The organism is Xanthomonas campestris pv. asclepiadis (assembly GCF_020784175.1).
Lineage (GTDB): Bacteria > Pseudomonadota > Gammaproteobacteria > Xanthomonadales > Xanthomonadaceae > Xanthomonas > Xanthomonas campestris_D.
Genome location: NZ_JAJGQM010000031.1, coordinates 1 through 25,068, shown reverse-complemented (window position 1 = coordinate 25,068; position 25,068 = coordinate 1). Strand labels below are relative to the sequence as shown.

Annotated in this window: 23 protein-coding genes and 1 pseudogene; 20 read left to right on the top strand and 4 right to left on the bottom strand. The window is 65.9% G+C overall.

Annotation, left to right across the window (positions count from 1 at the left end):
- Positions 1–9: 9 nt before the first annotated feature.
- The 4 genes from LL972_RS14220 (at position 10) to LL972_RS14205 (ending at position 4,538) form a co-directional block, all read left to right on the top strand.
- Entirely contained in the window at positions 10–288 is a 279-nt protein-coding gene (locus tag LL972_RS14220) for a YbeD family protein (RefSeq protein ID WP_228328140.1), read from the top strand.
- Complete coding sequence (gene lipB / locus LL972_RS14215; RefSeq protein ID WP_228328139.1) at positions 276–974, top strand: lipoyl(octanoyl) transferase LipB; 699 nt, start codon at positions 276–278, stop codon at positions 972–974. The genes LL972_RS14220 and lipB overlap by 13 nt, the downstream gene beginning before the upstream one ends.
- A gap of 15 nt (positions 975–989) precedes the next feature.
- Positions 990–2,003, top strand: coding sequence for a lipoyl synthase (gene lipA / locus LL972_RS14210; RefSeq protein ID WP_102255645.1), 1,014 nt, complete (start codon positions 990–992; stop codon positions 2,001–2,003).
- A 375-nt stretch (positions 2,004–2,378) separates the two neighbouring features.
- Positions 2,379–4,538, top strand: a complete 2,160-nt coding sequence (locus LL972_RS14205; RefSeq protein WP_180496985.1) for a carboxy terminal-processing peptidase — start codon at positions 2,379–2,381, stop codon at positions 4,536–4,538.
- Between the two features lie 186 nt (positions 4,539–4,724).
- On the opposite strand, the gene LL972_RS14200 is transcribed toward LL972_RS14205, so the two are convergent.
- On the bottom strand, positions 4,725–5,468 hold the full coding sequence (locus tag LL972_RS14200) for a sulfite exporter TauE/SafE family protein (RefSeq protein ID WP_228328138.1): 744 nt from the start codon (positions 5,466–5,468) through the stop codon (positions 4,725–4,727).
- Positions 5,469–5,654: 186 nt separating this feature from the next.
- Here LL972_RS14200 and LL972_RS14195 point away from each other — a divergent pair, with 186 nt between their 5' ends.
- Complete coding sequence (locus LL972_RS14195; protein WP_228328137.1) at positions 5,655–6,539, top strand: LysR substrate-binding domain-containing protein; 885 nt, start codon at positions 5,655–5,657, stop codon at positions 6,537–6,539.
- Positions 6,540–6,593: 54 nt separating this feature from the next.
- Here LL972_RS14195 and LL972_RS14190 read toward each other — a convergent pair whose 3' ends face one another.
- Positions 6,594–7,460, bottom strand: coding sequence for an endonuclease/exonuclease/phosphatase family protein (locus LL972_RS14190; protein WP_228328136.1), 867 nt, complete (start codon positions 7,458–7,460; stop codon positions 6,594–6,596).
- Between the two features lie 163 nt (positions 7,461–7,623).
- Here LL972_RS14190 and LL972_RS14185 point away from each other — a divergent pair, with 163 nt between their 5' ends.
- From LL972_RS14185 to gnd, 8 genes are all read left to right on the top strand, one after another.
- Positions 7,624–8,679: a bifunctional nicotinamide-nucleotide adenylyltransferase/Nudix hydroxylase gene (locus LL972_RS14185; protein ID WP_228328135.1), complete on the top strand. Its 1,056-nt coding sequence runs from the start codon at positions 7,624–7,626 to the stop codon at positions 8,677–8,679.
- Positions 8,680–8,804: 125 nt separating this feature from the next.
- Positions 8,805–10,208, top strand: coding sequence for a nicotinate phosphoribosyltransferase (locus LL972_RS14180; RefSeq protein ID WP_228328134.1), 1,404 nt, complete (start codon positions 8,805–8,807; stop codon positions 10,206–10,208).
- A 22-nt stretch (positions 10,209–10,230) separates the two neighbouring features.
- A complete protein-coding gene (locus LL972_RS14175; protein WP_228328133.1) occupies positions 10,231–11,331 on the top strand; it encodes a hypothetical protein in 1,101 nt (366 codons plus the stop codon).
- Positions 11,324–12,388, top strand: a complete 1,065-nt coding sequence (locus LL972_RS14170) for a DNA methyltransferase (RefSeq protein WP_228328132.1) — start codon at positions 11,324–11,326, stop codon at positions 12,386–12,388. The genes LL972_RS14175 and LL972_RS14170 overlap by 8 nt, the downstream gene beginning before the upstream one ends.
- A 73-nt stretch (positions 12,389–12,461) precedes the next feature.
- Positions 12,462–13,256 carry a DUF2242 domain-containing protein gene (locus LL972_RS14165; protein ID WP_228328131.1) on the top strand — a complete coding sequence of 265 codons (795 nt, stop codon included), beginning with the start codon at positions 12,462–12,464 and terminating at the stop codon, positions 13,254–13,256.
- Positions 13,257–13,378: 122 nt separating this feature from the next.
- Positions 13,379–13,759 (top strand): glycine zipper 2TM domain-containing protein, encoded by a 381-nt coding sequence (locus tag LL972_RS14160; protein WP_026063982.1) that lies wholly within the window; start codon positions 13,379–13,381, stop codon positions 13,757–13,759.
- A 120-nt stretch (positions 13,760–13,879) separates the two neighbouring features.
- Positions 13,880–15,265, top strand: a complete 1,386-nt coding sequence (locus tag LL972_RS14155) for a hypothetical protein (RefSeq protein WP_228328130.1) — start codon at positions 13,880–13,882, stop codon at positions 15,263–15,265.
- A gap of 20 nt (positions 15,266–15,285) precedes the next feature.
- Entirely contained in the window at positions 15,286–16,227 is a 942-nt protein-coding gene (gnd, locus tag LL972_RS14150) for a phosphogluconate dehydrogenase (NAD(+)-dependent, decarboxylating) (protein ID WP_228328129.1), read from the top strand.
- Between the two features lie 207 nt (positions 16,228–16,434).
- Here the strand turns inward: gnd and LL972_RS14145 are convergent.
- A pseudogene (locus LL972_RS14145) lies at positions 16,435–17,362 on the bottom strand (Gfo/Idh/MocA family oxidoreductase).
- A gap of 151 nt (positions 17,363–17,513) precedes the next feature.
- On the opposite strand from LL972_RS14145, the gene LL972_RS14140 reads away from it, so the two are divergent.
- From LL972_RS14140 to folK, 5 genes are all read left to right on the top strand, one after another.
- A complete protein-coding gene (locus LL972_RS14140) occupies positions 17,514–17,885 on the top strand; it encodes a BON domain-containing protein (protein ID WP_228328128.1) in 372 nt (123 codons plus the stop codon).
- Positions 17,886–18,169: 284 nt separating this feature from the next.
- Positions 18,170–19,981: a sensor histidine kinase gene (locus tag LL972_RS14135; RefSeq protein WP_228328127.1), complete on the top strand. Its 1,812-nt coding sequence runs from the start codon at positions 18,170–18,172 to the stop codon at positions 19,979–19,981.
- Positions 19,978–20,418, top strand: a complete 441-nt coding sequence (locus LL972_RS14130; RefSeq protein ID WP_228328126.1) for a response regulator — start codon at positions 19,978–19,980, stop codon at positions 20,416–20,418. The genes LL972_RS14135 and LL972_RS14130 overlap by 4 nt, the downstream gene beginning before the upstream one ends.
- Before the next feature lie 3 nt (positions 20,419–20,421).
- A complete protein-coding gene (locus LL972_RS14125) occupies positions 20,422–21,924 on the top strand; it encodes an ATP-binding response regulator (protein ID WP_228328125.1) in 1,503 nt (500 codons plus the stop codon).
- 92 nt (positions 21,925–22,016) lie between these two features.
- A complete protein-coding gene (gene folK, locus LL972_RS14120; protein ID WP_228328124.1) occupies positions 22,017–22,529 on the top strand; it encodes a 2-amino-4-hydroxy-6-hydroxymethyldihydropteridine diphosphokinase in 513 nt (170 codons plus the stop codon).
- A 12-nt stretch (positions 22,530–22,541) separates the two neighbouring features.
- Here folK and LL972_RS14115 read toward each other — a convergent pair whose 3' ends face one another.
- On the bottom strand, positions 22,542–23,279 hold the full coding sequence (locus tag LL972_RS14115; RefSeq protein ID WP_228328123.1) for a pteridine reductase: 738 nt from the start codon (positions 23,277–23,279) through the stop codon (positions 22,542–22,544).
- Here LL972_RS14115 and LL972_RS14110 point away from each other — a divergent pair.
- Both LL972_RS14110 and LL972_RS14105 read left to right on the top strand, forming a co-directional pair.
- Positions 23,278–24,531 carry a class I SAM-dependent methyltransferase gene (locus LL972_RS14110; protein ID WP_228328122.1) on the top strand — a complete coding sequence of 418 codons (1,254 nt, stop codon included), beginning with the start codon at positions 23,278–23,280 and terminating at the stop codon, positions 24,529–24,531. The two genes, LL972_RS14115 and LL972_RS14110, sit on opposite strands and share 2 nt — an antisense overlap.
- A complete protein-coding gene (locus LL972_RS14105) occupies positions 24,519–24,935 on the top strand; it encodes a VanZ family protein (RefSeq protein ID WP_228328121.1) in 417 nt (138 codons plus the stop codon). Before LL972_RS14110 ends, LL972_RS14105 begins: the two co-directional genes overlap by 13 nt.
- Positions 24,936–25,068 lie beyond the last annotated feature (133 nt).

The following is a 25,068-nucleotide window of genomic DNA, read 5'->3' as shown; positions in this document are numbered from 1 at the left end:
AATGGGCGGATGGAAATCAGCACCGACAATCCCGATCACGGCTTCCAGTTTCCCGGTACCTTCGAGCTCAGCGCCATGGGCGCGGCCGAGCGCGGGCTGGAAAGCGAACTTCCGCGCCTGCTCGTCGCCACCGGTGTGGAGCTGCTGGAGGAAAGCATCAGCTGGAAGCATTCGTCCAGCGGCAAATATGTCTCGGTCAAGATCGGCTTCCGCGCCGAGAGCCGCGAGCAGTTCGACGCTGCGCACCAGGCACTGCGCGATCACCCGGAAGTGAAGTGGACGCTGTAGCGGTTCAGGCAGTGGAAAGCGCTGTTCCCGTCCTGCCGGCGCAGTTGCGCGACCTCGGTCGGCAGGAGTACGCGCCGGTGTGGCGTGCGATGCAGCGTTTCACCGATGCGCGTGATGAGGCCACGGCCGACGAAGTGTGGGTGGTCGAGCATGCGCCGGTGTTTACGCTGGGCCAGGCCGGCAAGCCCGAGCATGTGCTGGCGCCGGGCGAGATTCCGGTGCTGCAGGTCGATCGCGGTGGCCAGGTGACCTATCACGGCCCCGGCCAGCTGGTGGTCTATCCGCTGCTGGACCTGCGCCGGCTCAAGATCGGCGTGCGCGATTACGTGTGCAAGATCGAGCAGGCACTGATCGACACGCTGGACGAATGGAATATCGTCGCCGAGCGCCGCGAGGGCGCGCCGGGCGTGTACGTGGGCGGCGCCAAGATCGCCGCGCTCGGGATCCGGGTGCGGCGCGGCTGCACCTTCCACGGCCTGTCGTTCAATGTGGCGATGGACCTGGAGCCGTTCCACCGCATCAACCCCTGTGGCTATCAGGGCCTGCAGGTGACCTCGGTGCTAGACTTGGGCGGCCCCTCCGGGATGGACGCCGTCAAGGCGGTGCTGCTCGATCAGCTGGCGCGCCAGTTCGGTCTCGTCCTGCAGCCTGTCTCCACGTTGCCCGACCTTTCGCTTCCGGCCTGAGCGCCCGTTATTGCCATGACCCAGCCTATCGCCCGTTCCATCCCCTTGCAGGTCGTCTCCGGCGACACCGCCGCACCTGCGCCGCTGCAGACCGGCGTCAAGCAGATCGGTGGCGACAAGATCAACCGCTCGCCGGTGCAGTTCGTCGATGCGCCGGTGCTGCGCAAGCCGTCGTGGATCCGGGTGCGGATTCCGTCCGGCAATGCAGTGCAGAACCTCAAGGCCAAGCTGCGCGAAAACCGCCTGGTCACGGTCTGTGAGGAAGCCAGCTGCCCGAACATCCACGAGTGCTTCAGCCACGGCACCGCGACCTTCATGATCCTGGGCGAGGTCTGCACGCGGCGCTGCTCGTTCTGCGATGTGGCGCATGGCCGGCCCAAGCCGCCGGATGCAAACGAGCCGGCCAGCCTGGCCACTACCGTGGCCGACATGGGCCTGAAGTATGTGGTGGTGACCAGCGTGGACCGCGACGATCTGCGCGACGGCGGTGCCCAGCATTTCGTCGACTGCATTTCGGCCATCCGGGTCAGCTCACCCAAGACCCGTATCGAGATCCTGACCCCGGACTTCCGCGGCAAGGGCCGCATGGACCGCGCGCTGGAGATCCTGGCGCTCAGCCCGCCGGACGTGTTCAACCACAACATCGAAACCGTGCCGGACCTGTATCCGAACGTGCGTCCCGGTGCCGACTACCAGTGGTCGCTGACCCTGCTGCAGCGCTTCAAGGCGCAGCATCCGTCCATCGCCACCAAGTCCGGCATCATGCTGGGCCTGGGCGAAACGATGGAACAGGTGCAGGCCACCCTGCGCGACTTGCGTGCGCACGATGTGGACATGATCACCATCGGCCAGTACCTGCAGCCGACCCCGCACCACCATCCGGTGATGCGTTACTGGACGCCGGAGGAATACAAGGCGCTGGAAGAGTATGGCAACGCGCTGGGCTTCAGCCATGTCGCCTCCGGACCGATGGTGCGCTCGTCGTATCACGCCGATCGGCAGGCGGCCGGCGCCGGCGTCGCCGCTTAAGACAGTCGATGCGTCCGCGCTCAGGCGGACGCGGCCGCCAGTCCGGGCGGATGCATCGTCTGGCGCCGCAGCTCCTTGCGGGCCGGGCGCATGCTACGTGGCAACTGCGTGCACGCTGGTCCAGTGACCCCGATGCCGAGCGACCCACTAGACCCCGCCTCTTGCGGGGTCTTTTCGTATCCGGCCTCTGCGTTTTGACCTGCAGGGTACGGTCGCGTTCACAATCCGCTACAGACCCGGCGCTAGGCTGATTCAGCCAGCGGATGACAACGCCAGCAACTTTCGGCACTGTCATGCTGTCCGATCCGTTCACCGCCTTTCTTTCGTCGGCCCTGTGCCGAGAGCCATTCGATGACCTACAACGTTTCTGCGTCCATGAAGGCCGGCCTGCTGGCGCTGGTGTTGACCACTCCGATGGCATTGCTCGCACGCGCCGATACGGCGTTGCCGGCGGCAGCCACGCCCGACCAGGCTACGGCGACCAAGCTGGTCTATGGCCTGCTTTCCGATAGCCGTTACGCCTACCGTCCGCGCACGCTGGACGAGGCGATGACCAAGGACGTGTTCAAGCGCTATCTGGAAACCCTGGACGGCAGCAAACAGTTCTTTACCCAGACCGACATCACCGGCTTTGCGCCGCTGGAAGCAGGCGTGGGCGATGCGCTGCGCGGTGGCAAGCTGGATCCGGCGTTCCAGGTGTTTTCGGTCTACAAGAAGCGTGTCGATCAGCGCGTCAAGTACGCGCGCGACCTGCTCAAACAGGACTTCGATTTCACCGGCAGCGACAAGTTCGAGTACGACCGCAAGGACGTGCCGTGGGCCGCCGACGACAAGCAGCTGGACGTGCTGTGGCGCCAGTCGGTGATGAACGACTGGCTGCGCCTGAAGCTGGCCGGCAAGAAGCCCGAGGACATCCGCAAGACGCTGGACAAGCGCTATGCCGCGCTGGCCGATTCGGTCAATGAGTTGAAGGCCGAGGACGTGTTCCAGTTCTTCCTCAACGCCTACACCAATGCGGTCGATCCGCACACCGATTACTTCACCCCGCGCACGGCCGAAAACTTCAATCAGCAGATGTCGCTGTCGTTGGAAGGTATCGGTGCGCAGCTGCAGAAGCAGGACGACATGGTGGTGATCCGCGAGGTGATCCCGGGCGGTCCGGCGGCGGTGGATGGCACGCTCAAGCCGGGCGATCGCATCGTCGGCGTGGGCCAGGCCAAGAACGGCGCGATCGAGGATGTGATCGGTTGGCGCATCGACGATGTGGTGGCCAAGATCCGCGGCAGCAAGGACACCCAGGTGCGCCTGGAATACATCCCGGCCGAATCGGGCATCGACGGCAAGCACCGCACCGTGACGCTGACCCGGCAGAAGGTGCGCCTGGCCGAACAGGCCGCCAAGGGCGAGACCATCACCCTGCCGGCCAAGGGCAGCGAGCCGGAGCGTCGCATCGGCATCATCAAGTTGCCGGGCTTCTACCAGGATTTCGAAGGCCGCCGGCGCAACGCGACCGACTATGCCTCGGCAACACGCGACGTCGCCAAGCTGCTGGCCGGCTTCAAGACCGACAAGGTCGACGGCGTGGTGCTGGACCTGCGCAACAACGGCGGCGGTTCGCTGGACGAAGCGATCGAGCTCACCGGCCTGTTCATCGAGCAGGGTCCGGTGGTGCAGGTGCGCGAATCCGGCGGCCGCGTCACCGTCAATGGTGACAGCAATCCCAAGGTCGCCTGGGATGGTCCGCTGGGCGTGTTGATCAATCGCGGCTCGGCATCGGCGTCGGAGATCTTTGCTGGCGCCATCCAGGATTACGGTCGCGGTCTGGTGATCGGTGAAACCAGCTTCGGCAAGGGCACGGTGCAGAACATCGTCGACCTGGACCGCTGGCCGGCTGCAGAAGGCCAGCGCTATGGGCAGGTCAAGCTGACGATCGCCCAGTTCTTCCGCGTCAGCGGCTCCAGTACCCAGCACAAGGGCGTGGTGCCGGACATCGCCTTCCCGGCCAGCGTGGATGCCACTGAGTTCGGCGAGAGCACCTACGACAATGCGCTGCCGTGGACGCGGATTGCCGCCGCACCGCATACCCAGTACGGCAATTTCGCGCCGCTGCTGCCCAAGTTGCAGGTCCTGCATACCGCGCGTATCGCCACCGACAAGGAGTTCCAGTGGTGGGAAGAAGACGTCAAGCAGTTCCGCGATGAGAAGGCCAAGAAGTACATCTCGTTGAACGAAGCCGAGCGCGTCGCCGAGCGTCAGAAGCAGGATCAGCAGCGCAAGGATCGCCAGCAGCTGCGCAAGCAGTTGGGCCTGCCGCTGGATCCGCTTGCCGAAGACAGCGATGACGGCCTGACCGGCAACGAGCGCGATATCGTCAAGGACACCGCACGCGAAAAGGCTGCGGAAAAGCGCCCGGACCCGTTGCTGCACGAATCGGCCGCCATCCTGGCCGATGCGCTGGGCCTGCTGTCGCAGGACCAGCCGTTGTCGGCGCAGGTGTTGCCGCAGTCGACCGCACCGGGACGCTGGGCCGACTGATCGTCTGCCGAGCACCTGGCGACTCCATCGGGTTGAAGGAATAAAAAACGCCACCGCACTGCGGTGGCGTTTTTGTTGGCCGACCCTTCATATCGGTCTTGCCGGCGCGAGCGGGTGTGGCTGCTGATCGATCGGCCGGCTGCCGTGCCTGTATGCCTCGCAGTGTTCAGTGCGTCCGATGTGATCTTACGTCAGTGCCTGCCAGACGCCTTGCAGGCCGAGCACCAGCAGCGTGGCGAAAAAAAGGCGCCGGAACGTCTCGGCGGAAATGCGATGGCGTACCCAGGCACCCAGCCACATGCCGATGGCGGTGGGCAGCAGCGCCCACAGCGACGGAGCGATCGCAGTGCCGGGTAGCGCACCGTGCCAGGCCAGGGCAATGGCCAGTGCCAGCGTTGCAACGCCGAAACACCAGCCCAGAGACCGGATCAACAACTCGCGCGGGAGGTGCAATGCGCTGAGGTAAGGCAGGGATGGCAGCACGAACACGCCGGTGGCGCCACTCAACAGACCGGTGACCAGGCCGGCCACTGGCCCGGCCCAGGGTTCGTGACGCACCTGCAGCGTCCACTGTCGGCGGGCCAGCCCAAGCAGGGCATACAGTGCCAGCAGCACGCCCAGCCCGGCGCGGACCCGGGTGGGATCGGCGCCTGTCATCACTCCTGCGCTCAGCCAGGTGCCGAGCGTCACGGTTGCCAGCAATGGCCAAAGGCGCCGCAACAGGGCGAGCGTGTCTGGTCCCCAGGCCTGCTGCACATTCGTCACCAGCGAAGGCAGCGCCAGTAGCGTCGCTGCCTCGGCAGGTGTCAGCCATAGACCCAGCAGCCCCATTGCCACGGTCGGCAAGCCCATTCCGGCCACGCCCTTGACCCAGCCAGCCAGCAAGAAAATACCTGCGATCAGATGCCAATGGGCGTGCAAGGTCTCCATGCAGCCAAGGATCCGGGCTTGTTCCGCCGCGGACAATGCGGGATTGTTTGATGCAGGCTTCGGTACAGCCGAAGGCTGAGGCATGGAGTGCGGAGCGTGGAAAGATCCACGGCTAGCTGGCTGGCCTGCCTGCCTCATCGGCGGCCAGTGCGCTCCGGTTGAGCTAAGCGTGCGTGTGGAGCGGTCATGCATCTGGAATTTGTCGATTTACGCTTGTTCATCGCGGTGGTCGAGGCGGGCAGCATCACTGCCGGCGCGCAACGGGCGGCGTTGTCGTTGGCGGCTGCCAGCGCGCGGATTCGTGCGCTGGAGCTGCAAGTGGGCGCCGTCCTGCTGGAACGCGGGCGCCGCGGTGTCAGCCTGACCCCGGCCGGTGGTGTGTTGCTGCGGCATGCACGGCAGTTGCAGCGGCAGACCGAGGCATTGCAGCTGGAGTTGGGCGGCTACGGTGGCGGTGGGCAGGTGACGCTGCGGCTGGCGGCCAATACCGCGGCGCTGTCGGCATGGCTGCCCGAACGGCTGGCGGATTTTCTCATCGCGCATCCGCAGCTGGATCTGGCGTTGACCGAGCAGGGCAGCGACGAAGCCGCCGGTGCGGTGCGCGAGGAACGCGCCGACATCGCCGTGGTCGCAGGCCACGCCGATCTCAGTGGCCTGCAGGTGCTGCCGTTCCGTGAGGATCGGCTGGTGCTGGTGATGGCTGCCACGCATCCACTGGCTGGCGCCTCGACGCTGCGATTGAACGAGCTCGCCGGAATGGACACGCTGGGCCTGGCCGGCGACAGTGCCCTGCAACGGCATCTGCGCGTGCAGGTGAACCGCGCCGGCGTGCAGTTGCGCACGCGTGCAAAGGTGCAAGGCATCGACGCGTTGTGCCGCATGCTTGCACAAGGCATGGGCGTGGCGATTCTTCCGCAGGCCGCAGTGCAACGCTCATGTGCGCGCGATCGGCTGGTGACGGTGCCCCTGGATGAAGCCTGGGCACCTCGGAAACTGTCGATCGTGCTGCGTCACGCGTCTGCGTCATCGACCATGCTGCAAGCGCTGGTCGATTGGCTGCAACGCGATTGACCTGCGTGCCGTCAGACGGGCCGGCATCGTGACAGTGTCACCTCGCCGGCACGATCAACGCGGCCATGCGAATTCGGCCAGCACCGGGTAGTGGTCGGATGGCAACACACCGCCTGGGCGAGTATCCAGCGTGGAAAAGCGTGTCGGTGTCAGGCCACGGAATAGGATCCAGTCGATGCGTCGGGTCGGTTGCGTGGTGAAGTCCTGGAAGGTTTTTTCCGGGCCTTGCGGCGTCGAGACGCGGGTACGTGCATCGCCAAGCGTGGCGGTGAGGATGCGGTAGGTGCCCTGGTCAGGATCGCTGTTGAAGTCACCGGTCAGCACCACAGGAATGTCAGCCGGCAGCGACGCGATGCGCGACAGTATGACGCGCGCGCTGTGCTCGCGGGCGGCCTCGTCCTGGTCGCGGTGGGCGAAGTGCGTGTTGAGCAGATAGAAGCGGCGCTTGTCGCTGCGGCGCTCGAACAAGGCCCAGGTCACCATGCGCGGCAGGTCGGTATTCCAGCTGCGGCTGCCTGGGACCTGTGGCGTTTCCGATAGCCAGAAGTCGCCCGATTCCACCACCGACAACGCGCGGCTGTCGTAGAACACGCCCATGTGTTCGCCGCTGCCGTCGGCGTCGCGGCCTTTGCCGAACCAGCGGTAATCAGGCAGCTGTGCAGCCAGATACTGCGCCTGTTCCTGCACCAGTTCCTGCATCCCGAAGACGTCCGGGTGCGCTTGTTCGATCGATGCCACCATCGCGGTACGGCGCACCGCCCAGCGCTTGTCACCATCGGTATCCACCGGCACGCGTACGTTGAACGACATCACCCGCAACGGTGCGGGTGCAGGTGCAGCCAATGCAGGCAAGGCGATGCACAACAGCGCGAGTGCAGCGAACAAGGAACGAGACACAACGCGAAAGGACAGGCGTGGCATGCGGGCGGATTCCTCAAGGACCAATCGGCGAGTCTAATCGGCCTGCATGACCGAAAGATCATTGTCACACCGCGCCGGCTTGACGTCGTCGCGTATCGGCGTAGCATTTAGAGCAAGCCAGCGGATAGACCGTTGGCTGCCTAATCAACCGTGAGGGATTCTCATGGCATTGCAGTACGATTATCTCGTGTTTATCGGGCGTTTCGAGCCCTTTCATAACGGCCACGCCGCCGTCGCCCGCCACGCGCTGGGCAAGGCGAACAAGCTCATCGTGTTGATCGGCTCCGCCGACACGCCCCGCACCATTCGCAATCCGTGGACCGTCGCCGAACGCGCGGTGATGATCGAGTCCGCGTTGCCGGGCGAGATCCAGCGGCTGATCCTGCGCCCGCTGCGCGACCATCTGTACAACGAAAGCCTGTGGATTGCCGAGGTGCAGCGTCAGGTCGCCGAGGCCGTGCAGGCCGATGGCGGCACGCTCGATGCACGCATCGGCCTGATCGGCATGGACAAGGACGCCAGCAGCTATTACCTGCGCGAGTTTCCGCAGTGGCCGCTGGAAGATGTGCAACATGCCGCCACGCTGTCGGCCACCGAATTGCGCCGTTATCTGTTCGAGGCCGGCGAGATTGGTTTCCACGGTGGGTTGCTGATGCTGCGCGGCAATGTGCCGGCGCCGGTGTACGACATGCTGGACGCGTTCCGGCGCAATTCGCCGAGCTACGCACAGCTGGTGGCCGAATACCGTTTCATCGAGCAGTATCGCGCCGCCTGGAAGGATGCGCCGTATCCGCCAACCTTCGTCACCACCGATGCGGTGGTGGTGCATTCGGGCCACGTGCTGCTGGTGCGTCGCCGCGCCGAGCCCGGCAAGGGCCTGTGGGCATTGCCCGGTGGCTTCGTCGGCCAGGACGAAGGCCTGCTGGACGGCTGCCTGCGCGAGCTGCGCGAGGAAACCCGGCTGAAAGTGCCGGTGCCGGTGCTCAAAGGTTCACTGCGTGGGCGCCAGGTGTTCGATCACCCCGAGCGCAGCTTGCGCGGGCGCACCATCACCCATGCGTTTCATTTCGAGTTTCCGGCCGGTGAACTGCCTGCGGTGCGCGGTGGCGACGATGCCGACAAGGCGCGCTGGATTCCGCTTGCCGAAGTGATGGCGATGGGACCGCGCCTGTACGAAGATCATCTGCATATTCTCGAATTCTTCCTGGGTCGCGGCTGAGGGCGATAACGGGTGCGTGCCGTCATCCACCAAAGGCATCCGCGCGCAATCCAAGATCGGCTTGAACCGTAGCCTCCCGCCGGCGGACAGACCGCCGGTTCACCCGACGCGAAGGAGCTTCCGTCATGCATTACCTCGATAATCTGCTGCTCAACACCGACAGCTACAAGGCCAGCCACTGGCTGCAGTATCCACCCGGCACCGATGCGGCGTTTTTCTATGTCGAATCGCGTGGTGGCGTCTACGACCAGACCGTATTCTTCGGCCTGCAGTCAATCCTGAAAGAGGCGATCAACCGGCCGGTGACGCATGCCGACATCGACGATGCGAAGGCCTTGCTGGCTGCGCATGGCGAGCCGTTCAACGAAGCCGGCTGGCGCGATATCGTCGATCGGCTCGGCGGGCAACTGCCGATCCGCATCCGCGCCGTGCCCGAAGGCGCGGTCGTGCCCACGCACAATGTGTTGATGACGATCGAATCCACCGATCCCAAGGCGTTCTGGGTGCCGTCGTATCTGGAAACGCTGCTGTTGCGCGTGTGGTACCCGGTGACGGTAGCAACGGTGAGCTGGCAGGTGAAGCAGGTCGTGCGCGATTACCTGCAGCGCACCAGCGACGATCCGGAAGGGCAGTTGCCGTTCAAGCTGCATGACTTCGGCGCGCGTGGCGTCTCCAGTCTTGGCTCGGCCGCGCTGGGTGGTGCGGCGCATCTGGTGAACTTCCTCGGTACCGACACCTTGTCGGCGTTGTTGCTGGCGCGTGCGCACTACCACACGCCGGTGGCGGGGTATTCGATTCCCGCCGCCGAGCACAGCACCATCACCAGCTGGGGCCGCGAGCGCGAGGCCGATGCGTACCGCAACATGCTGGCGCAGTTCGCACGCCCCGGCTCACTGGTGGCGGTGGTGTCGGACAGCTACGACATCTACCACGCGATCCGCGAGCATTGGGGCACCACGTTGCGCGAGGAGGTGATCGCCTCCGGTGCGACGGTGGTGATCCGCCCGGATTCGGGCGACCCGGTCGACGTGGTCGAGCAATGCCTGCTGCTGCTGGACGAGGCGTTCGGCCATCAGCGCAACGGCAAGGGCTACAAGGTGCTCAACCATGTGCGGGTGATCCAGGGCGATGGCATCAATCCGCAGTCGCTGCGCGCGATCCTTGAACGCATCACCACTGCCGGCTATGCCGCCGACAACGTCGCCTTCGGCATGGGCGGTGCGCTGTTGCAGAAGGTGGATCGCGACACCCAGAAGTTCGCATTGAAGTGCTCGGCCGTGCGCGTGGATGGGCAATGGATCGATGTCTACAAGGACCCGGTCACCGACAAGGGCAAGCAGAGCAAGCGCGGTCGGTTGACCTTGCTGCGCAACCGTGGCGATGGCAGTTATCGCAGCGCGTTGCTGGACGAGGTCGCCACACATGGAGACAGCGACGATGCGCTGGTGACGGTGTGGGAAAACGGCGTCATGCAGCAGGAGTGGACCCTGGAACAGGTGCGTGCACGTGCCGACGCCGCGCGCCGCTGACGTTCAACGCGTGGCTAGCCGCATGGACGCCTCCCTCGACGACGACTCATTGCTGTCTGCATCGCCGCTGTTGGCAGGGTTGCGCGCCGCCGCGCCCAGCCTGCGGCGGCGCGTGCCGCAGCAGGGCGAAAGCAGCCGATGGCATGCACTGCGCATCGGCGCGCGCGCGTATCGGGCAGCGTTGCCGATCACCTTGACGCCGTATGCCTCGGTACGGTCATGTTCGGCGCGCTGCGGCTTCTGTTCGGAAAACCTGCGTCAACACCGTGGTGGCCCGGCGGCAGCGATGTTGCGGCCAGGGCCGGACTACTTCGCGCAGTTGCGCGCTGCGTTGCAGCTGCTGCACGGGGTGCCGTTGTCGTATTCCTTGTCCGGCCTGGAGATGACCGACGACCCGGACTGGTTGCAGGACTTGCTGCAGACCCTGGCGACGACGCCCGACGGCCCGTGCGTGGAGCAACGTGTGCTGTACAGCAATGGCGCCGGCTTGGCGCGCGCGCAGGGGGCGCAGTTGCTCGATGCCCTGGTCGACTTCGGCCTGTCGTGGATCGAGCTGTCGCGCCACCACCCGCTACAGGCCGGCAACGACGCGATCATGCGCTTTCGACCCGACGAGCCCATTGCCGATGCGGCCACTTTCGCGCGCACGGCGCAACGCCTTGCAGCGCGCCTGCCGGTGCGGCTGGTCTGCATCGTGCAGCGCGGTGGCGTGGACACTGCCGAAGCCGTGGCGCAGTACCTCGCGTGGGCGCGCCGCTGTGGCGCCACGCAGGTGATCTTTCGCGAGTTGTCGCGTCTGGACGATGCGTACCGCAGCAACGGCACATGGCGCTATATCGCGCAGCATCGCATCGGCATGGAGCGCCTGTTGGCGGACTGCATGCAGCAGCTGTGGTGGTCGCGTTGGCAAGCCGACGGCATGACCGAGGGGTACTACTTCTGGAATCTACGCATGCGCAGCGAAGACGGCCTGGAGGTGGTGTTCGAAAGTGCCGACTACGCGGCCATGCACGCACGCCACGCCACCGGTGACCTCTACAAGCTGGTGTTCTTCGCCAACGGTCGCCTGTGCACGGGCTGGGACCCGGATGCCGATGTGCTGTGGGAGCCGGCCGATGGATGAGCTCGATCAGCGCAGCTGGTGGGCGCCGGCGCCGGATGAGCCGTCCTGGGCATTGCCCGAGGATTTGCGTGCTGCCGATCCGCTTGGCGGGCGCGACTGTGGCTGGGTGAATCAAATGCGCCCGTTCGTGCGGCACTTCAGCGTGCCGGGCGCGCAGGTGTTCGACCCGTTCTGCGGATTCGGCAGCACGCTGCTGGCGGCGACGCTGGAAGGGCGTGGCGCGCATGGCATGGAGATCGATGCCGCACGTGCGCAACTGGCACGCACGCGCCTGCAGCGGCACGGCGTGCAGGCGCCGGTGGTGGTCGGCACGTTGGTCAACACCGCGCCCGCTGCGGCGATCGACCTGTGCCTGACCAACGTGCCGTACTTCGGTTGCCGCTGGCACGGTGAGGTGCTACCCGGGCAGCTGTACGCCAGTGCCGATTACGCCGGCTATCTGTCCGGCATGCGCGCGGTGTTGCATGCGCTGCGCAAGCGGTTGCGACCGGGTGGGTTCGGTGTGGCGATGGTGGAAAACGTCGTCGTCGGCGGGCGGGTGATCCCGCAGGCCTGGGATCTGGGGCGGATCCTTGCCAGCCTGTTCACCCTGCGCGAGGAGCGGGTGCTGTGCTACCGGCGGCCGGGCGCAGCGCTGGCGCCTGCAGGCACGCAGAGCAATCGCAGCCACGAGTACGCACTGATCTTCCAGCACTGCCGTGCACGGCTGGACCTGCAGCAGGCGGCGCAGCTGCTGCACGCGTTGCGGGCAAACGGCCTGCCGGTGGAGGTGCACGGCAGCTACGCGCGCTGGCTTCAGTCGCCGGCGTCGGTGCCGGAGGGGCCGGCGGATCTGGACCTGATCCTGCAGGCCGAGCAGCCACTGTGGGACAGCCTCACCGTGTGGCTGCAGGCGCAGGGATTCGCCTTGAGCCTGTGGGGCGAGCCGTGCCGGGCGCCGGTGGCGCTGGCGGCAGTGCGTGCGCATCACTATCTGCGCGCCGAGCGTATCGGCGCAGACGGCAGCCGCCTGCAGCTGGACCTGCAACTGCCTGCGGATGAACCGCCGTTGCCCTGATCGGCCCCGCGACGCCGCGCGCACACCGGTTGCCGCTATGCTCTGTGCCGGTTTTGGATGCCGGAATTTCTCCATGTCTTGTACCTCCCTGATTGCGCGCGGTGCCCTGCTTGGCGCGTTGGCAACCCTGGCTGGCTGCGGTGGCAGCAAGGGCGACACGATGCTGATGCGCGAGTCGTTCAATTCCGACGACACTTACTCGCGCAGCGTGGCGTCCACCTCGCCGCAGGCCTGCGAGGCCGCGCGACGGGTGCTGTTGAGCCAGGGCTATGCGGTGACGCGGGCCGATGCTGCGGCGGTGGAAGGCAGCAAAAACTTCCAGCTCAAGGAAGCCGACCAGAGTGAGCAACTCAATCTGCGCATTTCCTGCGCCACGCAGGACGGCGGCAAGGCGCAGGTGTTCGTCAGCGCATTGCAGGACCGTTACGCGCTGAAGAAGAGTTCGACCTCGGCCAGCGTCGGGGTCGGCGTGCTCGGCTCGTTGTCGTTGCCGGTCGGCAGCAGCGGCGATTCGCTGGTGCGCGTGTCCAGCACCACGGTGCAGGACGCGGCCTTCTACAAGCGGTTCTTCGAACGCCTGAATTCGTATCTGCCCAAGGTCACCGAGGCGGTGCCTGCGGCTGCAGCTACTGCGCCGCCAACGCCAGCGCATGCGATGTCGCCTGCACAGGTGGCCTCGGCGCCCGCGGCGACTGCGGCCACTCAGACGGGCGAGGCGACCATTGCGCCCGCCGCGCCGACCACCTCGCCGCAACCGGCTGCAACGCCCGTCGCGCAGCCACCGGTGGCGCCATTGCCGGTGGAAGCGCAAGACCCACCACCGACACCAGCACAGGCGCCGCAGACCGAACCGGCAACACAGCCGTGAGGATGTGATTCAGGCTCTGCTCCAAAGCCTGAATAGCCGATTGCACGCTTCACGTTGCGTTCTCGACCAAGTGGCGAAAGTGGATCCATGACTCGCCGAAGGGGCGAGAATGGAGACAGACGATGAAGATGCGCAATTCCCTTGTGGGTATGTCCCTGATCGCGCTGATGGCGACGAGCACCTTGGCGCAGGCGCAAACGCGATCGCATCAGCAGCGTTATACCGAAGCAGATGAAGGCCGCAAGTTCGGCGACGGCACGCGCGTGCGCTGCCGCAACGTCGAAGTGCAGAAGAACTCGACCGATCCCAATCGTATCGGTGGCACGGTTGCTGGCGCGGCCATCGGTGGCCTGCTGGGCAATCAGGTCGGTGGTGGTAACGGCAAGAAGCTGGCTACCGTGGCCGGTGCCGTCGCCGGCGGTGCAGCCGGTCGTACCATCCAGGGCAACCGCCAGCAGGCCAACGGCAATCGTCAGGTTGAGCGCGTCTGCGAACGTCGCTGAGGCTGATGCATTGAATCCTGCGAGCCCCGGTCCTGCCGGGGCTTTCTACGTCTGAGGGTGCAGCGCCTTGCTGCCGATCTGCATTACCGTGTACCGATGAGTGCTTTCCAGAGGTCCTGCATGCGACTGCGGGCAGGATTCATCCGGCCTGCGTCCGCATCTGCCGCCACGTCACACAGACCGCGCCACCGTATCGCCGTGCGTCTATGCGCGACCGTGTTGCTCGCTGTGCAGCTGTTGCAGGCTGCTTCGGCCACGCCGAGCGAGGCCGCGCGCAAGGCGCCCGTGGACTGCGTCGACGCCTTGCTGCGGCAGCTGGGCTGGGAGATCCGCAGCGCCACGGTGAGTGCGCCGGTGATCCGGCGCGGCGAACCATGCACGCGCGCTTCGCTGGCGCAGGCGCGCGCGGCTGGCGATCTGCAGCTGACGCTGCCGGCCAGCTGGAACGCGCAACAACGCGGCACCACGCTCAAGGCCTTGCTGGACGATAGCGCCACCCAATGCGCGTACGCGTTCGAACTCGGTGCGGCCACGCGGCGTGCCACCACGCAGCTGCAGGACAACCCGGGCTATCGGTTTTCAGCGGTGCAACTTGGTTGGATCGGGTTCGGCTGGCGTGGCGCGGCGTCGCAGGGCTGGAGCGGCTTTCGCAGTTTCGGGCGTGGCTATCAGCCGCGTGGCAGCAATGCGCGGGCGCTGGATGCGTTCTATCGCGGCCAGGTGCGCTCCGAATGCGGGGTGGGGCGGCAGGTGGCCCAATTGGCCACGCAGCGTGAGCTATACGGCGATGCGGGATTCGATCAGGTGTTCAGTGCCGGCGAGTTGTCGATCGGGACGTTTTTGACCCTGCACGACACCGACAGCATCCTGCTGGGTGCGCATGCCGGGGATTTCTTCGCCGACGGCAAGGCGGTCAAGACCGCGCGGCTGGGGCGCCAGGCATTTGTCGGCGCGCCGGGGTTTATCGCGCATGTGTTCGACAAGGCGTACCTGGACGACATCCACAACCAGGCCGAGAACTTCGTGGTGGTGGATGTCAGCGATGCAGCCGCGCAGGCGCTGGCACAGCACGGCGGCTTTGCGCATTACGACGCGCGCAACCGGCAGATCTGGGAGCTGGCCAAGAGCTTGCGCGGGCCGGGCAAGCGCCGCTTCGAGCGATTGCTATACGAGCGCGATGCACAGCTGCGCGCCACGCTCGATGCGCAACAGCAAGCGCAGCTACAAACGCTGCTAACGTTGCTGGAAGATCCGTTCTATCAAGGCTTTCTGGTGTACGTGCATCCCAAGGGCATCAAGCCGATCGGGTACCACGTGGCGCGCCTGCTCGATCGCAATCCGCGCACGCCGTATGCCATCGACCTGACCTTGCACAATCTGCGCAGCACCTTGTACTGGCGCTGGATCGACTGGCAGCTGCAACAGTGCGGCGCCGGCACCGCGGCGGAACAATCCATTGAGAATTCCGCCACGCCGGCGTACGCCGGGCGTGGCACCCTGCACTGATCAGATCATGAGGAGCGATTATGGAACTGGGTATGGTGGGTTTGGGCCGCATGGGCGCCAACATGGCCGAGCGCCTGGTGCACGGTGGACACCGCGTGCATGGCTACGATCCTGGCGAAGGCGCGCGTAGCAGTGCGCAGGCCAAGGGCATTGTCACTGCCGATGCGCTGGCCGCGCTGGTGTCCGCGCTGCCGAGCCCGCGGGTGGTGTGGTTGATGGTGCCGGCGGGCAAGATCGTCGACGACACCCTGGCGCAGCTGCTGCCGTTGTTGCAGGCCGGCGACATCGTCATCGACGGCGGCAATTCGTACTACAAGGATTCGCAACGCCGCGCCGCGCTGCTGCATGCCAGTGGGATCGCCTTTGTCGATTGCGGCACCAGCGGCGGCGTCTGGGGCTTGCAGGAGGGCTACAGCCTGATGGTGGGCGGCGACGAAGCGGCGGTGACCACGCTGCATCCGGTACTGGCCACGCTGGCGCCGGCAGCGGACAAGGGCTGGGGCCGCGTCGGCCCGAGCGGCGCGGGCCACTTCACCAAGATGGTCCACAACGGCATCGAGTACGGAATGATGCAGGCCTATGCCGAGGGCTTTGCGCTGATGCAACACAAGACCGACTTTGCGCTGGACCTGCACCAGGTCGCCGAGATCTGGCGCGATGGCAGCGTCGTGCGTTCGTGGTTGCTGGACCTCACCGCCGATGCGCTGGCGCACAATCCGACCATGGCCGGTATCGCACCGTTCGTGGCCGATTCGGGCGAAGGCCGCTGGACGGTGGCCGAAGCGATCGACCTGGAAGTGTCGGCGCCGATCATCACCTTGTCGCTGATGGAGCGGCTGCGCTCGCGCGACAAGGATTCGTTCACCGACAAGCTGCTGGCCGCAATGCGCAACCAGTTCGGGGGCCACGCGGTCAAGACTACGACTGCGGCAGCGCCGACGATCGGCAGCAAGGACGTCTGAGCGATTGCGCTGACCCCTGCGCGCCTGCATGGCGGGCGCGCAGTGCAGGTCTGTTCCCTCGCGTCTGTGTCTGGCGGCTGCCGGCGTGCCCGCTCACTGATTGCAGTGCGCATTGATGCGGTGCCCACACGTGGCACCGCAGAACGCGAGCGCGCCATTGCCGATGCGAATATCGGCTGGGCGCCTGCACCGGCGCCCAGCCGTGCATCAGCCGCGTGAGGCCGCGCTTGCGCCTTCCAGCCATTGCACCTGGCCCGAGGCGGCGCTGCGTTGCGCCAGCTCCAGCAACTCCATCAGCTGCACCGCGTCGGCGCCGCTGACCGGGGCCGGGCCGGCCCCGGCCAGGGCATCGCGGAAGGCGGCGTAGCACTGGCGGTAGTCACCCGGCGTGGTGTCGGGTTGGTGGGTGTGCACGCGGCCTTCGTCGTCCACGCGGGTCAGCGTGCCCGGGAGCGGGTCCACGCCCCAACCAGCGGTCCCGGGGCGGCGTCCGGCGCGTAGCTGGTCTTCCTGCGTATCCAGCCCGTGTTTGAGATAGCTGCCACGGGTGCCGTGCACGGCAAAGCGCAGGCCACTGTCAGCCACCAGCGAGCCGGCATGCAGGATCACGCGCAGCCGCGGATACCGCAGGGTGACGTGGAAATAGTCGTCGCTGCGCGCCTGGTTGCGTTGACGCTGCAGATCCGCGCCGATCGCCTGCGGCGTGCCGAACAACTGCAGCGCCTGATCGAGCAGATGCGGTCCCAGGTCGTACCAGAGACCGGCGCCGGGGATGTCGCTTTCGCGCCAGCGGTCGCGCACCTGCGGCCGCCACCACCTCGCGCGCCTGCGCGGCGTCCAGCGCGAAGGGTTTGTCGACCAGCACATGCTTGCCGGCGGCCAGGGCCTGCAACGCGAAGGGCGCATGGGTCTGGTTGGGTGTGGCCAGTACCACCGCATCCAGCGCGGGATCAGCCAGTGCCGTTTCCAGATCGGCAAGCACGGCGATATCGGGAAAGTCGGCCTGTGCCTGCTGCGGCTTGGACGACACCACGCTGTGCAGCGTCAGGCCCGGGGTGCTAGCGATCAGCGGGGCATGGAAGGTGCGGCCGACATAGCCATAGCCGACGACGGCCAGATTGAACGGTTTAGGCATTGAAAACGGTTCATCGCAACGACGGAAGAGGCCTGCATGGTATTGCACACACCCGTGTGCGCCGGGTTCACAACCCCTGCATCCGGTAGTCACACCTGCACGACGAGCGCCACTGCAGACTTCAGCCACATTCAACAGGAGGGACTATCCGATGAAGAACATCACACAGGTACGTAAGCTGCTGGCCGTGGCGCTGTCGCTGGGTCTGACCCTGGGCGCGTCGCAGGCATTTGCCGCGCCGCAGGAACACGCCGATCACAAGGACCATGCCGCCGGCATGAATGAGTCCAAGAAGCCGGTCACCGACACCTGGATCACCACCAAGGTGAAGGCTGATCTGCTGGCCACCGACAACGTGTCGGGCACCGACGTCAAGGTCGAGACCAAGAACGGCATCGTCACCCTGACCGGCACGGTTGCAACCAAGGCCGAGCACGACAAGGCCGTGGCGGTTGCCAAGGGCATCGAAGGCGTCAAGAGCGTCAAGTCCACCGGCCTGAAGGTCGTTGCTGCAAAGATGTAATTGCAGCGGTAGCGAATGCCGGGCCAGCCGAGGCGAGGCGGCTGATCCGAGCACGAGGCGCACTCCAAGGAGTGCGCCTTTTTTGTTGTCTGCGCGACGCAGGCAGGCCGACAGGCGGCAAGGCGCTCGCACCATTTTCACGTTTACTGCACTTATCATATGCCCATTCAGCTATGTCACCGTGGGAGTGACCAGGCTGAATCGTTAATCTCATCCTGGGCCTGATCGGAGACAATGCCGACTTGCCTTCGGGGCCTTGGCAGCGAGCGGATACAGACCTAGCAATGCAGACAACGGTCCAAGCAGACAGATGGGATCGCTGGCGCCTGCCGTTACTGGCAGTTGCCGTGTTCCTGATTGTGGTGGTGCCGTCGTTGCTGTTGCAGCAGATGGCGCACAACGCCAACCAGGCTGCGGTGTGGGTGTCGCATAGCCAGGACGTGCAGGAGACCGCCCAGCGTCTGGAAGCGGCAATGCGCGATACCGAATCGGCGGCCTTGATGCGCTCGCACGGCGTGCAGCGCCCGGCCTTGCTGGAGCGCATGCGGCGCGGCCGACGCGAGTCGCTGGCTGCGGTGCAGGGGCTGATCGTGCTGACCAAGGACAACCCCGCCCAGCAGGTACGGATGGGGCGCATCCAGAGCACCATCGAGCGGCGCCTGTTGCTGGCCGAGCGGGTTGCGGTGATCACCGACCCGGAGCAGATCCGCGCGCTGATCAACGACATGACCTTGAACAACCCGATCCGCGTGCTGATCGACGAGTTGCAGGAGGCCGAGGGCAAGCTGCTGGAGCTGCGCAACGCGCGTGCCGACACCGAGCGCGCGCACTACGCCGTGTTGAGCTGGGCCACGTTGGTGGTGCAGTTGCTGCTGCTGGGCACGGTGACCTGGTTGCTGCAGCGGCAGATCCGTCGCCGCCTGGCGGCCGAGCAGGAATACCTGCGCGCCAACGGCCGCGCGTCGTCGGTGTTGCAGACCGTGCGCGAGCCGATCGTGCTGCTGGACGCCAGCCAGCGCATCCTGCTGCATAACCCGGCGTTTGCCGAGTTGTACGGGCTGGAGGAGCGCGGTAACGAATCGATGGCACTGGAGGACGTGGGCGATGGGGTGTGGCGTGATGCGCAGATCCATCAACGGCTGGCCGATGTGCTGCTGCGCGGCCGCGAGTTGTGGGATTTCGAACACGAGCAGCGCGCCGCCGACGGCGTGCTGCGCACCATGCTGATCAACGCGCGCCGGATGCCGCTGCCGGACACCAGCGACGAAGACGTGGTACTGATGACGGTCAGCGACATCAGCCTGCAGAAGGCCTCGCAGCTGCGCATCCAGGAGCTCAACCGACAGATGGAAGGCAAGGTGGAGCAGGTATCCGAGGTCAACCGCGAGCTGGAGGCCTTCAGCTATTCGGTCTCGCACGATCTGCGCGCGCCGCTGCGCCATGTGGCTGGATTCTCCGACAAGCTGGCGCGCCATCTAGGCGACGCGGCGGACGAAAAATCGCGTCACTACATGGAAGTGATCAGCAGCTCGGCGCGGCGCATGGCCTCGTTGATCGACGATCTGCTGGTGTACTCGCGCCTGGGTCGCAGCGCGCTGCGGTTGCAGGCGGTGGACATGCAGTCGCTGGTATCGGAAACGCGCGCGATCCTGGATTCCAACGTGCAGAGCGAGAACACCGGCCACCGTGTGGACTGGCATATCGCGCCGTTGCCGGTGCTGGTGGCCGACGAGAACATGATGCGCCAGCTGTGGATGAACCTGCTCGGCAACGCGGTGAAATACAGCGCCAAGCGCGCCGTGGCCAGGATCGAGGTCACCTACACACCGATGGCCGACGGCGGCCATCAGTTCAGCGTGCGCGACAACGGCGCCGGCTTCGACATGGAATACAGCGCCAAGTTGTTCGGTGTGTTCCAGCGCCTGCACAAGGCCAGCGAATACGCTGGCACCGGCATCGGCCTGGCCAGCGTGCGGCGCGTGCTGACGCGTCACGGTGGCCGGATCTGGGCCGAGGGCGCGGTCGACGAAGGCGCCACGTTCTATTTCGTGCTTCCCCCTGCGCTTGAAGCGCCCAACCAAGAGTTCAGTGTATGACCGCCATCCGTACCATTCTTCTGGCAGAAGACAGCCCGGCCGATGCGGAAATGGCCGTCGATGCCTTGCGCGAAGCCCGCCTGGCCAATCCCATCGTGCACGTCGAGGACGGCGTGGAAACCATGGACTACCTGTTGCGTCGGGGCATCTTTGCCGATCGCGATGAAGGCCTGCCGGCGGTGTTGCTGCTGGACATCAAGATGCCGCGCCTGGACGGGCTGGAAGTGCTCAAGCAGATCCGCAGCGAGGAGACGCTCAAGCGCCTGCCGGTGGTGATCCTGTCGTCCTCGCGCGAGGAGAGCGACCTGGCCCGCAGCTGGGACCTGGGCGTGAATGCCTATGTGGTCAAGCCGGTGGACGTGGATCAGTTCTTCAACGCAGTCAAGACGCTCGGCACCTTCTGGGCGGTCATCAATCAGGCACCGGAGCTGGACTGACCCATGCTGCATGAGGGGGGCAAACTGGAGCAGCTGAAGATCCTTCTGGTGGAAGATTCACCGGAAGACGCCGAGCTGTTGTCCGATCAGCTGCTCGATGCCGGGCTGGACGCGGCATTCGAGCGCGTGGACAGCGAGCCGTCGCTGCGCGCCGCGCTGGATGCATTCCAGCCGGACATCGTGCTGTCGGATCTGAGCATGCCCGGTTTTTCCGGCCATCAGGCGCTGCGCCTGGTGCGCCAGAACGGCGCCACGCCCTTCATTTTCGTCTCCGGCACCATGGGCGAGGAGACCGCGGTCAAGGCGCTGCAGGATGGCGCCAACGACTACATCATCAAGCACAACCCGACCCGCCTGCCGAGCGCGGTGATCCGCGCGATCCGCGAGGCGCGTGCGGACCTGGAACGCCAGCGCGTAGAGAGCGAGCTGATGCGCGCGCAGCGGCTGGAAAGCCTCGCGATGCTCGCGGCCGGCTTGAGCCACGACCTGCGCAATATCCTGCAGCCGTTGCTGATCGTGCCCGACCTGCTGGCCGGACGCACCGACGATCCGCAGCTGCGCCAGCTGGCCAACGTGGTGGCCGAATGCGGTCGGCGCGGGCATGAGATGGCCGAGTCGATGCTGTCGTTCGTGCGTGGCTCCAACAAGCCGCGCGAGCAGGTGTCGATCGCCAGCCTGTTCCAGGCGGTGCAGATGTTGCTCAAGAGCAGCCTGCCCGACGGCGTGCGCCTGCAGATGGACACGATTCCGCTGGATCTGACCATCGAGGCCAACTACACCGAGTTGCAGCAGTGCCTGCTCAACCTGGGCCTGAACGCGATCCAGGCGATGCCCGGTGGCGGGATGTTGACCCTGTCGGCCGATCGCCACGACGGCACGCGCGTGCGCATGAGCGTGGCCGATACCGGCGTGGGCATGAGCGACGACACCCGTGCTCGCCTGTTCAGTCCGTTCTTCACCACCAAGGCCGATGGCACCGGCCTGGGATTGATTTCCTGCAAGCGCATCGTCGAAAGCTATGGCGGCAACATCGTGGTCGACAGCCGCCTGGGTGAGGGCACGCGTTTCGACATGATCGTGCCGATGCGTGCGGCCGCGGTGACGGTTGCCGACACCGAGCCGCCGCTGGCATTGGGGCAGGGGCAGCGCATCCTGTTGGTGGATGGCGAGGCCACGCGCCTGTCGCTGCTGGGCAACGCCTTGTCCAGCCAGGGGTATCAACCGCAGCTGGCCACCGATGGTGCGGCGGCGCTGCAACTGGTGCAGCAGCATGTGATGCCGGACCTGGTGATCATCGACAGTGACATCATCCAGCTCTCGGCGGTGAGCGTGCTGTTGAGCATGCAGGAGCTGGGCTATCACGGTCCGGCGATCGTGCTCGAAGATGTCGGCGCGCCGCTGCAACGTTCGCACTTTCCGCCGGATATCCCGGTGCACGTGCTGCGCAAGCCGTTGGAAATGCGCCGGGTGTTCCGCGCCGTGGCGCACGCGCTGGAAGTGGCCTGAGGCCGGGATGTCACGCGCTGCGGGCGGGCATGGTCGAGTGCGGCACGATTGCAACAGTTGACGTCCACGCTGGCCGCATGCGCGAATAACGCATGACCACCGTGCTTCTCAGCCTCGGCAGCAACGTCCAGCCGACCCACTACCTGCGCCTGGCCGTCGACGCCTTGCGCGCGCGCTTCGGCCCACTTGCCATCTCGCCGGCGTATCGCACGCCGGCGGTGGGCTTCGATGGACCGGACTTCGTGAACAACGCCGTGGCACTGGACACGGACATGGGCCTGCATGCGCTCGACCACTGGCTGCATGCGCTGGAAGATGCGCACGGCCGCGATCGCAGCGGCCCGCGTTTCAGCGACCGCACCCTGGATGTGGATGTGGTGTTCTTCGGCGATTGCATCGTCGAAGGCCCCGGGAATCTGCGCATCCCGCGGCCCGAGCTCAAGCATGCCTTCGTGTTGAAGCCGCTGGCCGATATCGCGCCCGATTTTGTCGACCCGCTGAGCGGGAAGACCCTGGCCGCGCTGTGGCAGGCGCATCCACAGTACGGCATCGCGTTCACGACGGTGCAGCTGGACGCGGCCCCGGCGCTGGATGTGGCGCGCTAGCGTCGTTGCGGTTCAACTGAGCTGGCGGCCGCCGTCCACATGCAGGGTGTGGCCGGTGACGAAGCTGGCGTCGTCCAGCAGCCAGCGCACCGCTTCGGCGATTTCCTCGGGCGTGCCGATGCGTGCCAGCGGCGTGCGTGCGAGCAGCGCCTGCCTGGCGTCTGCGGATTTGCCTTCTTCCGGCCACAGGATCGCACCGGGCGCGACCGCATTGACGCGGACCTCCGGTGCGAGTTCCAGCGCGAGCGAGCGGGTCAGCATTTCCAGCGCGCTTTTGGACGCGCCATACAGCGGGTGGTTGCGCATCGGTTGCTGCGCATGCAGGTCGGTGAGATTGACGATGGCGCCGCGGTGCTGGCGCAACTGCGCGGCGGCCGCCTGGGCGATGAAGAACGGCGCGCGTGCATTGACGGCGAACAACTCGTCCCACTGCGCCGCCGTCGCTGCGCCAAGCGCGGTGGGATAGAACGCGGAGGCATTGTTGACCACGCCATCCAGGCGGCCGAATGCGGCGATGCAGTCGACGACCAGCTGCGCCGGCGCCTCCGGCGAGCGCAGATCGGCGTGCAGGGCCTGCGCGCTGCCGGCCCGCAGGGCGCAAAGCTCCGCTACACGCGCGCCGAGCGCCTCGCCGGAGAGGTGCGCATGCAGGGCAACGCGATAGCCGGCCGCATGCAGCGTGGTGGCGATCTGCGCGCCGATACGGCGTGCTGCACCGGTGATCAACACCACCTTGGAACTGTCTGTCATGGCGTACTCGCTCGGCGTTGCAAAGGGCTCGGCTATCCTGTGCATTGTCCCCGCAACCGGTGCCCGCATGCACGCCGACCTTCCTATTCCCGATCCGGACGCCCTGGCGCATAGCGACCGGCTGGCCGCGCATCTGCGCGCCGAGATCGCCGCCGCCGGTGGTGCGATTCCGTTCTCCCGTTTCATGGAGCTGGCGTTGTATGCGCCGGGTCTGGGCTATTACAGCGCCGGCTCCAGCAAGTTCGGCGAGGCCGGCGATTTCGTCACCGCGCCGGAGCTGGGCCCCTTGTTCGCGGCCACCGTGTCCGGTGCGCTGGCGCCGGTGCTGCAGCAGCTCGGGCCGCAGGCGCGCGTGCTGGAAGTGGGCGGCGGCAGCGGCGCATTCGCCGAAGTCACGCTCAAGCGCCTGCTCGAGCTGGATGCGCTACCGGAGCGTTACGCGATCCTGGAGCCCAGCGCCGACCTGCGCGAGCGTCAGCGTGAGCGTCTGGGACGCAGCCTGATCCCGCCGGTGTTCGATCTGGTCGAGTGGCTGGACGGTCCATTCCCGGACGATTGGGATGGGGTGTTGTTCGCCAACGAGGTGATCGACGCATTGCCCACGCCGCGCTTCACGCTGCGCGACGGTGAGGTGTATGAGGAAACCGTGGTGCTGGATGCGCAGCAGCAGTTCGCGCGCGGCGAGCAGCCGGCCGATGCATTGCTGGGCGCGGCGGTGCGGCATCTGGAACGGTATCTGGAGCAGCCCTTCGCCGACGGCTATCGCTCCGAGTTGCTGCCGCAGTTGCCGTACTGGATCCAGGCGGTGGCCGGCGGTCTGAAGCGCGGTGCGATGTTGTTCGTCGACTACGGTTACCCGCGTGGCGAGTTCTATCGTACGCAGCGCGAAGACGGCACCTTGCGCGCGTTCTATCGCCATCGCATGCATGAGGACTTGTATCGCTGGCCGGGCCTGCAGGATCTGACCGCGTCGGTAGACTTCACCGCGTTGGCCGAGGCCGGCACCGGGGCCGGTTTCGAGTTGGCGGGCTACTGCACGCAAGCGAGCTTTCTGCTCGGCAACGGCCTGGATGCATTGCTGGCACAGGCCGACACGCGCACCGATGAAGTAGGGCGCATGCGCTTGCGCGAGCAGATCAAGCGGCTGACCTTGCCCAGCGAAATGGGCGAGCGTTTCCAGGTGATGGGGTTTGCGCGCGATGTCGATTTTGCGCCGGCATTTCTGGCGGGCGATCTCACATGGCGGTTGTAAGCCCGGCATTGCGTCCATTCCAGCGGCCACGGTTGTGGGTAGGCCTGTGGATTGCCGCAATCCTGGTGGTGATTGCGGTGTGCATGGGGCCGCCGCCGGAGTTTCCGGAACTGCCGTCCAACAGCGACAAGGGCGAGCACTTTTTGACGTTCGCATTGTTGTGCTGGGGTGCGGTGCAGCTGTTCGCCACCCGGCGCGCGCTGTTGTCTGCGGCATTCGGATTGGTGCTGCTGGGGATCGGCATCGAGATCGCGCAAGGGGCACTGACCACCAACCGCAGCGCGGATCCTTATGACGCGCTGGCCGATACGTTTGGCATCCTCGCCGGCTTGTGCCTAGCGTGGACGCCGCTGCGGTTGGTGATGCTACGGACGGACAAGCGCATGTTCGGGCGGCGCAGATAGGTCTCGTGTAGAGCGGTTGATCTGTGGTTTTTCTGCAGGCCCTTGCCCGCCCACCCTCGCGGGACACGCCGCAAGTACGTCCTTGTAGCAACTGTGTTGTTGGAGGGGGTTCTGACCGTTCTGGAAGCCGGGC

Bases quoted from the DNA above. Each gene is read 5' to 3' on its own strand.
- LL972_RS14220 (WP_228328140.1), top strand. From the start codon at position 10: ATGGAAATCAGCACCGACAATCCCGATCACGGCTTCCAGTTTCCCGGT.
- lipA (WP_102255645.1), top strand. From the start codon at position 990: ATGACCCAGCCTATCGCCCGTTCCATCCCCTTGCAGGTCGTCTCCGGC.
- LL972_RS14205 (WP_180496985.1), top strand. From the start codon at position 2,379: ATGAAGGCCGGCCTGCTGGCGCTGGTGTTGACCACTCCGATGGCATTG.
- LL972_RS14200 (WP_228328138.1), bottom strand. From the start codon at position 5,468: ATGGAGACCTTGCACGCCCATTGGCATCTGATCGCAGGTATTTTCTTG.
- LL972_RS14195 (WP_228328137.1), top strand. From the start codon at position 5,655: ATGCATCTGGAATTTGTCGATTTACGCTTGTTCATCGCGGTGGTCGAG.
- LL972_RS14190 (WP_228328136.1), bottom strand. From the start codon at position 7,460: ATGCCACGCCTGTCCTTTCGCGTTGTGTCTCGTTCCTTGTTCGCTGCA.
- LL972_RS14185 (WP_228328135.1), top strand. From the start codon at position 7,624: ATGGCATTGCAGTACGATTATCTCGTGTTTATCGGGCGTTTCGAGCCC.
- LL972_RS14180 (WP_228328134.1), top strand. From the start codon at position 8,805: ATGCATTACCTCGATAATCTGCTGCTCAACACCGACAGCTACAAGGCC.
- LL972_RS14175 (WP_228328133.1), top strand. From the start codon at position 10,231: ATGGACGCCTCCCTCGACGACGACTCATTGCTGTCTGCATCGCCGCTG.
- LL972_RS14170 (WP_228328132.1), top strand. From the start codon at position 11,324: ATGGATGAGCTCGATCAGCGCAGCTGGTGGGCGCCGGCGCCGGATGAG.
- LL972_RS14165 (WP_228328131.1), top strand. From the start codon at position 12,462: ATGTCTTGTACCTCCCTGATTGCGCGCGGTGCCCTGCTTGGCGCGTTG.
- LL972_RS14160 (WP_026063982.1), top strand. From the start codon at position 13,379: ATGAAGATGCGCAATTCCCTTGTGGGTATGTCCCTGATCGCGCTGATG.
- LL972_RS14155 (WP_228328130.1), top strand. From the start codon at position 13,880: ATGCGACTGCGGGCAGGATTCATCCGGCCTGCGTCCGCATCTGCCGCC.
- gnd (WP_228328129.1), top strand. From the start codon at position 15,286: ATGGAACTGGGTATGGTGGGTTTGGGCCGCATGGGCGCCAACATGGCC.
- LL972_RS14140 (WP_228328128.1), top strand. From the start codon at position 17,514: ATGAAGAACATCACACAGGTACGTAAGCTGCTGGCCGTGGCGCTGTCG.
- LL972_RS14135 (WP_228328127.1), top strand. From the start codon at position 18,170: ATGCAGACAACGGTCCAAGCAGACAGATGGGATCGCTGGCGCCTGCCG.
- LL972_RS14130 (WP_228328126.1), top strand. From the start codon at position 19,978: ATGACCGCCATCCGTACCATTCTTCTGGCAGAAGACAGCCCGGCCGAT.
- LL972_RS14125 (WP_228328125.1), top strand. From the start codon at position 20,422: ATGCTGCATGAGGGGGGCAAACTGGAGCAGCTGAAGATCCTTCTGGTG.
- folK (WP_228328124.1), top strand. From the start codon at position 22,017: ATGACCACCGTGCTTCTCAGCCTCGGCAGCAACGTCCAGCCGACCCAC.
- LL972_RS14110 (WP_228328122.1), top strand. From the start codon at position 23,278: ATGGCGTACTCGCTCGGCGTTGCAAAGGGCTCGGCTATCCTGTGCATT.
- LL972_RS14115 (WP_228328123.1), bottom strand. From the start codon at position 23,279: ATGACAGACAGTTCCAAGGTGGTGTTGATCACCGGTGCAGCACGCCGT.
- LL972_RS14105 (WP_228328121.1), top strand. From the start codon at position 24,519: ATGGCGGTTGTAAGCCCGGCATTGCGTCCATTCCAGCGGCCACGGTTG.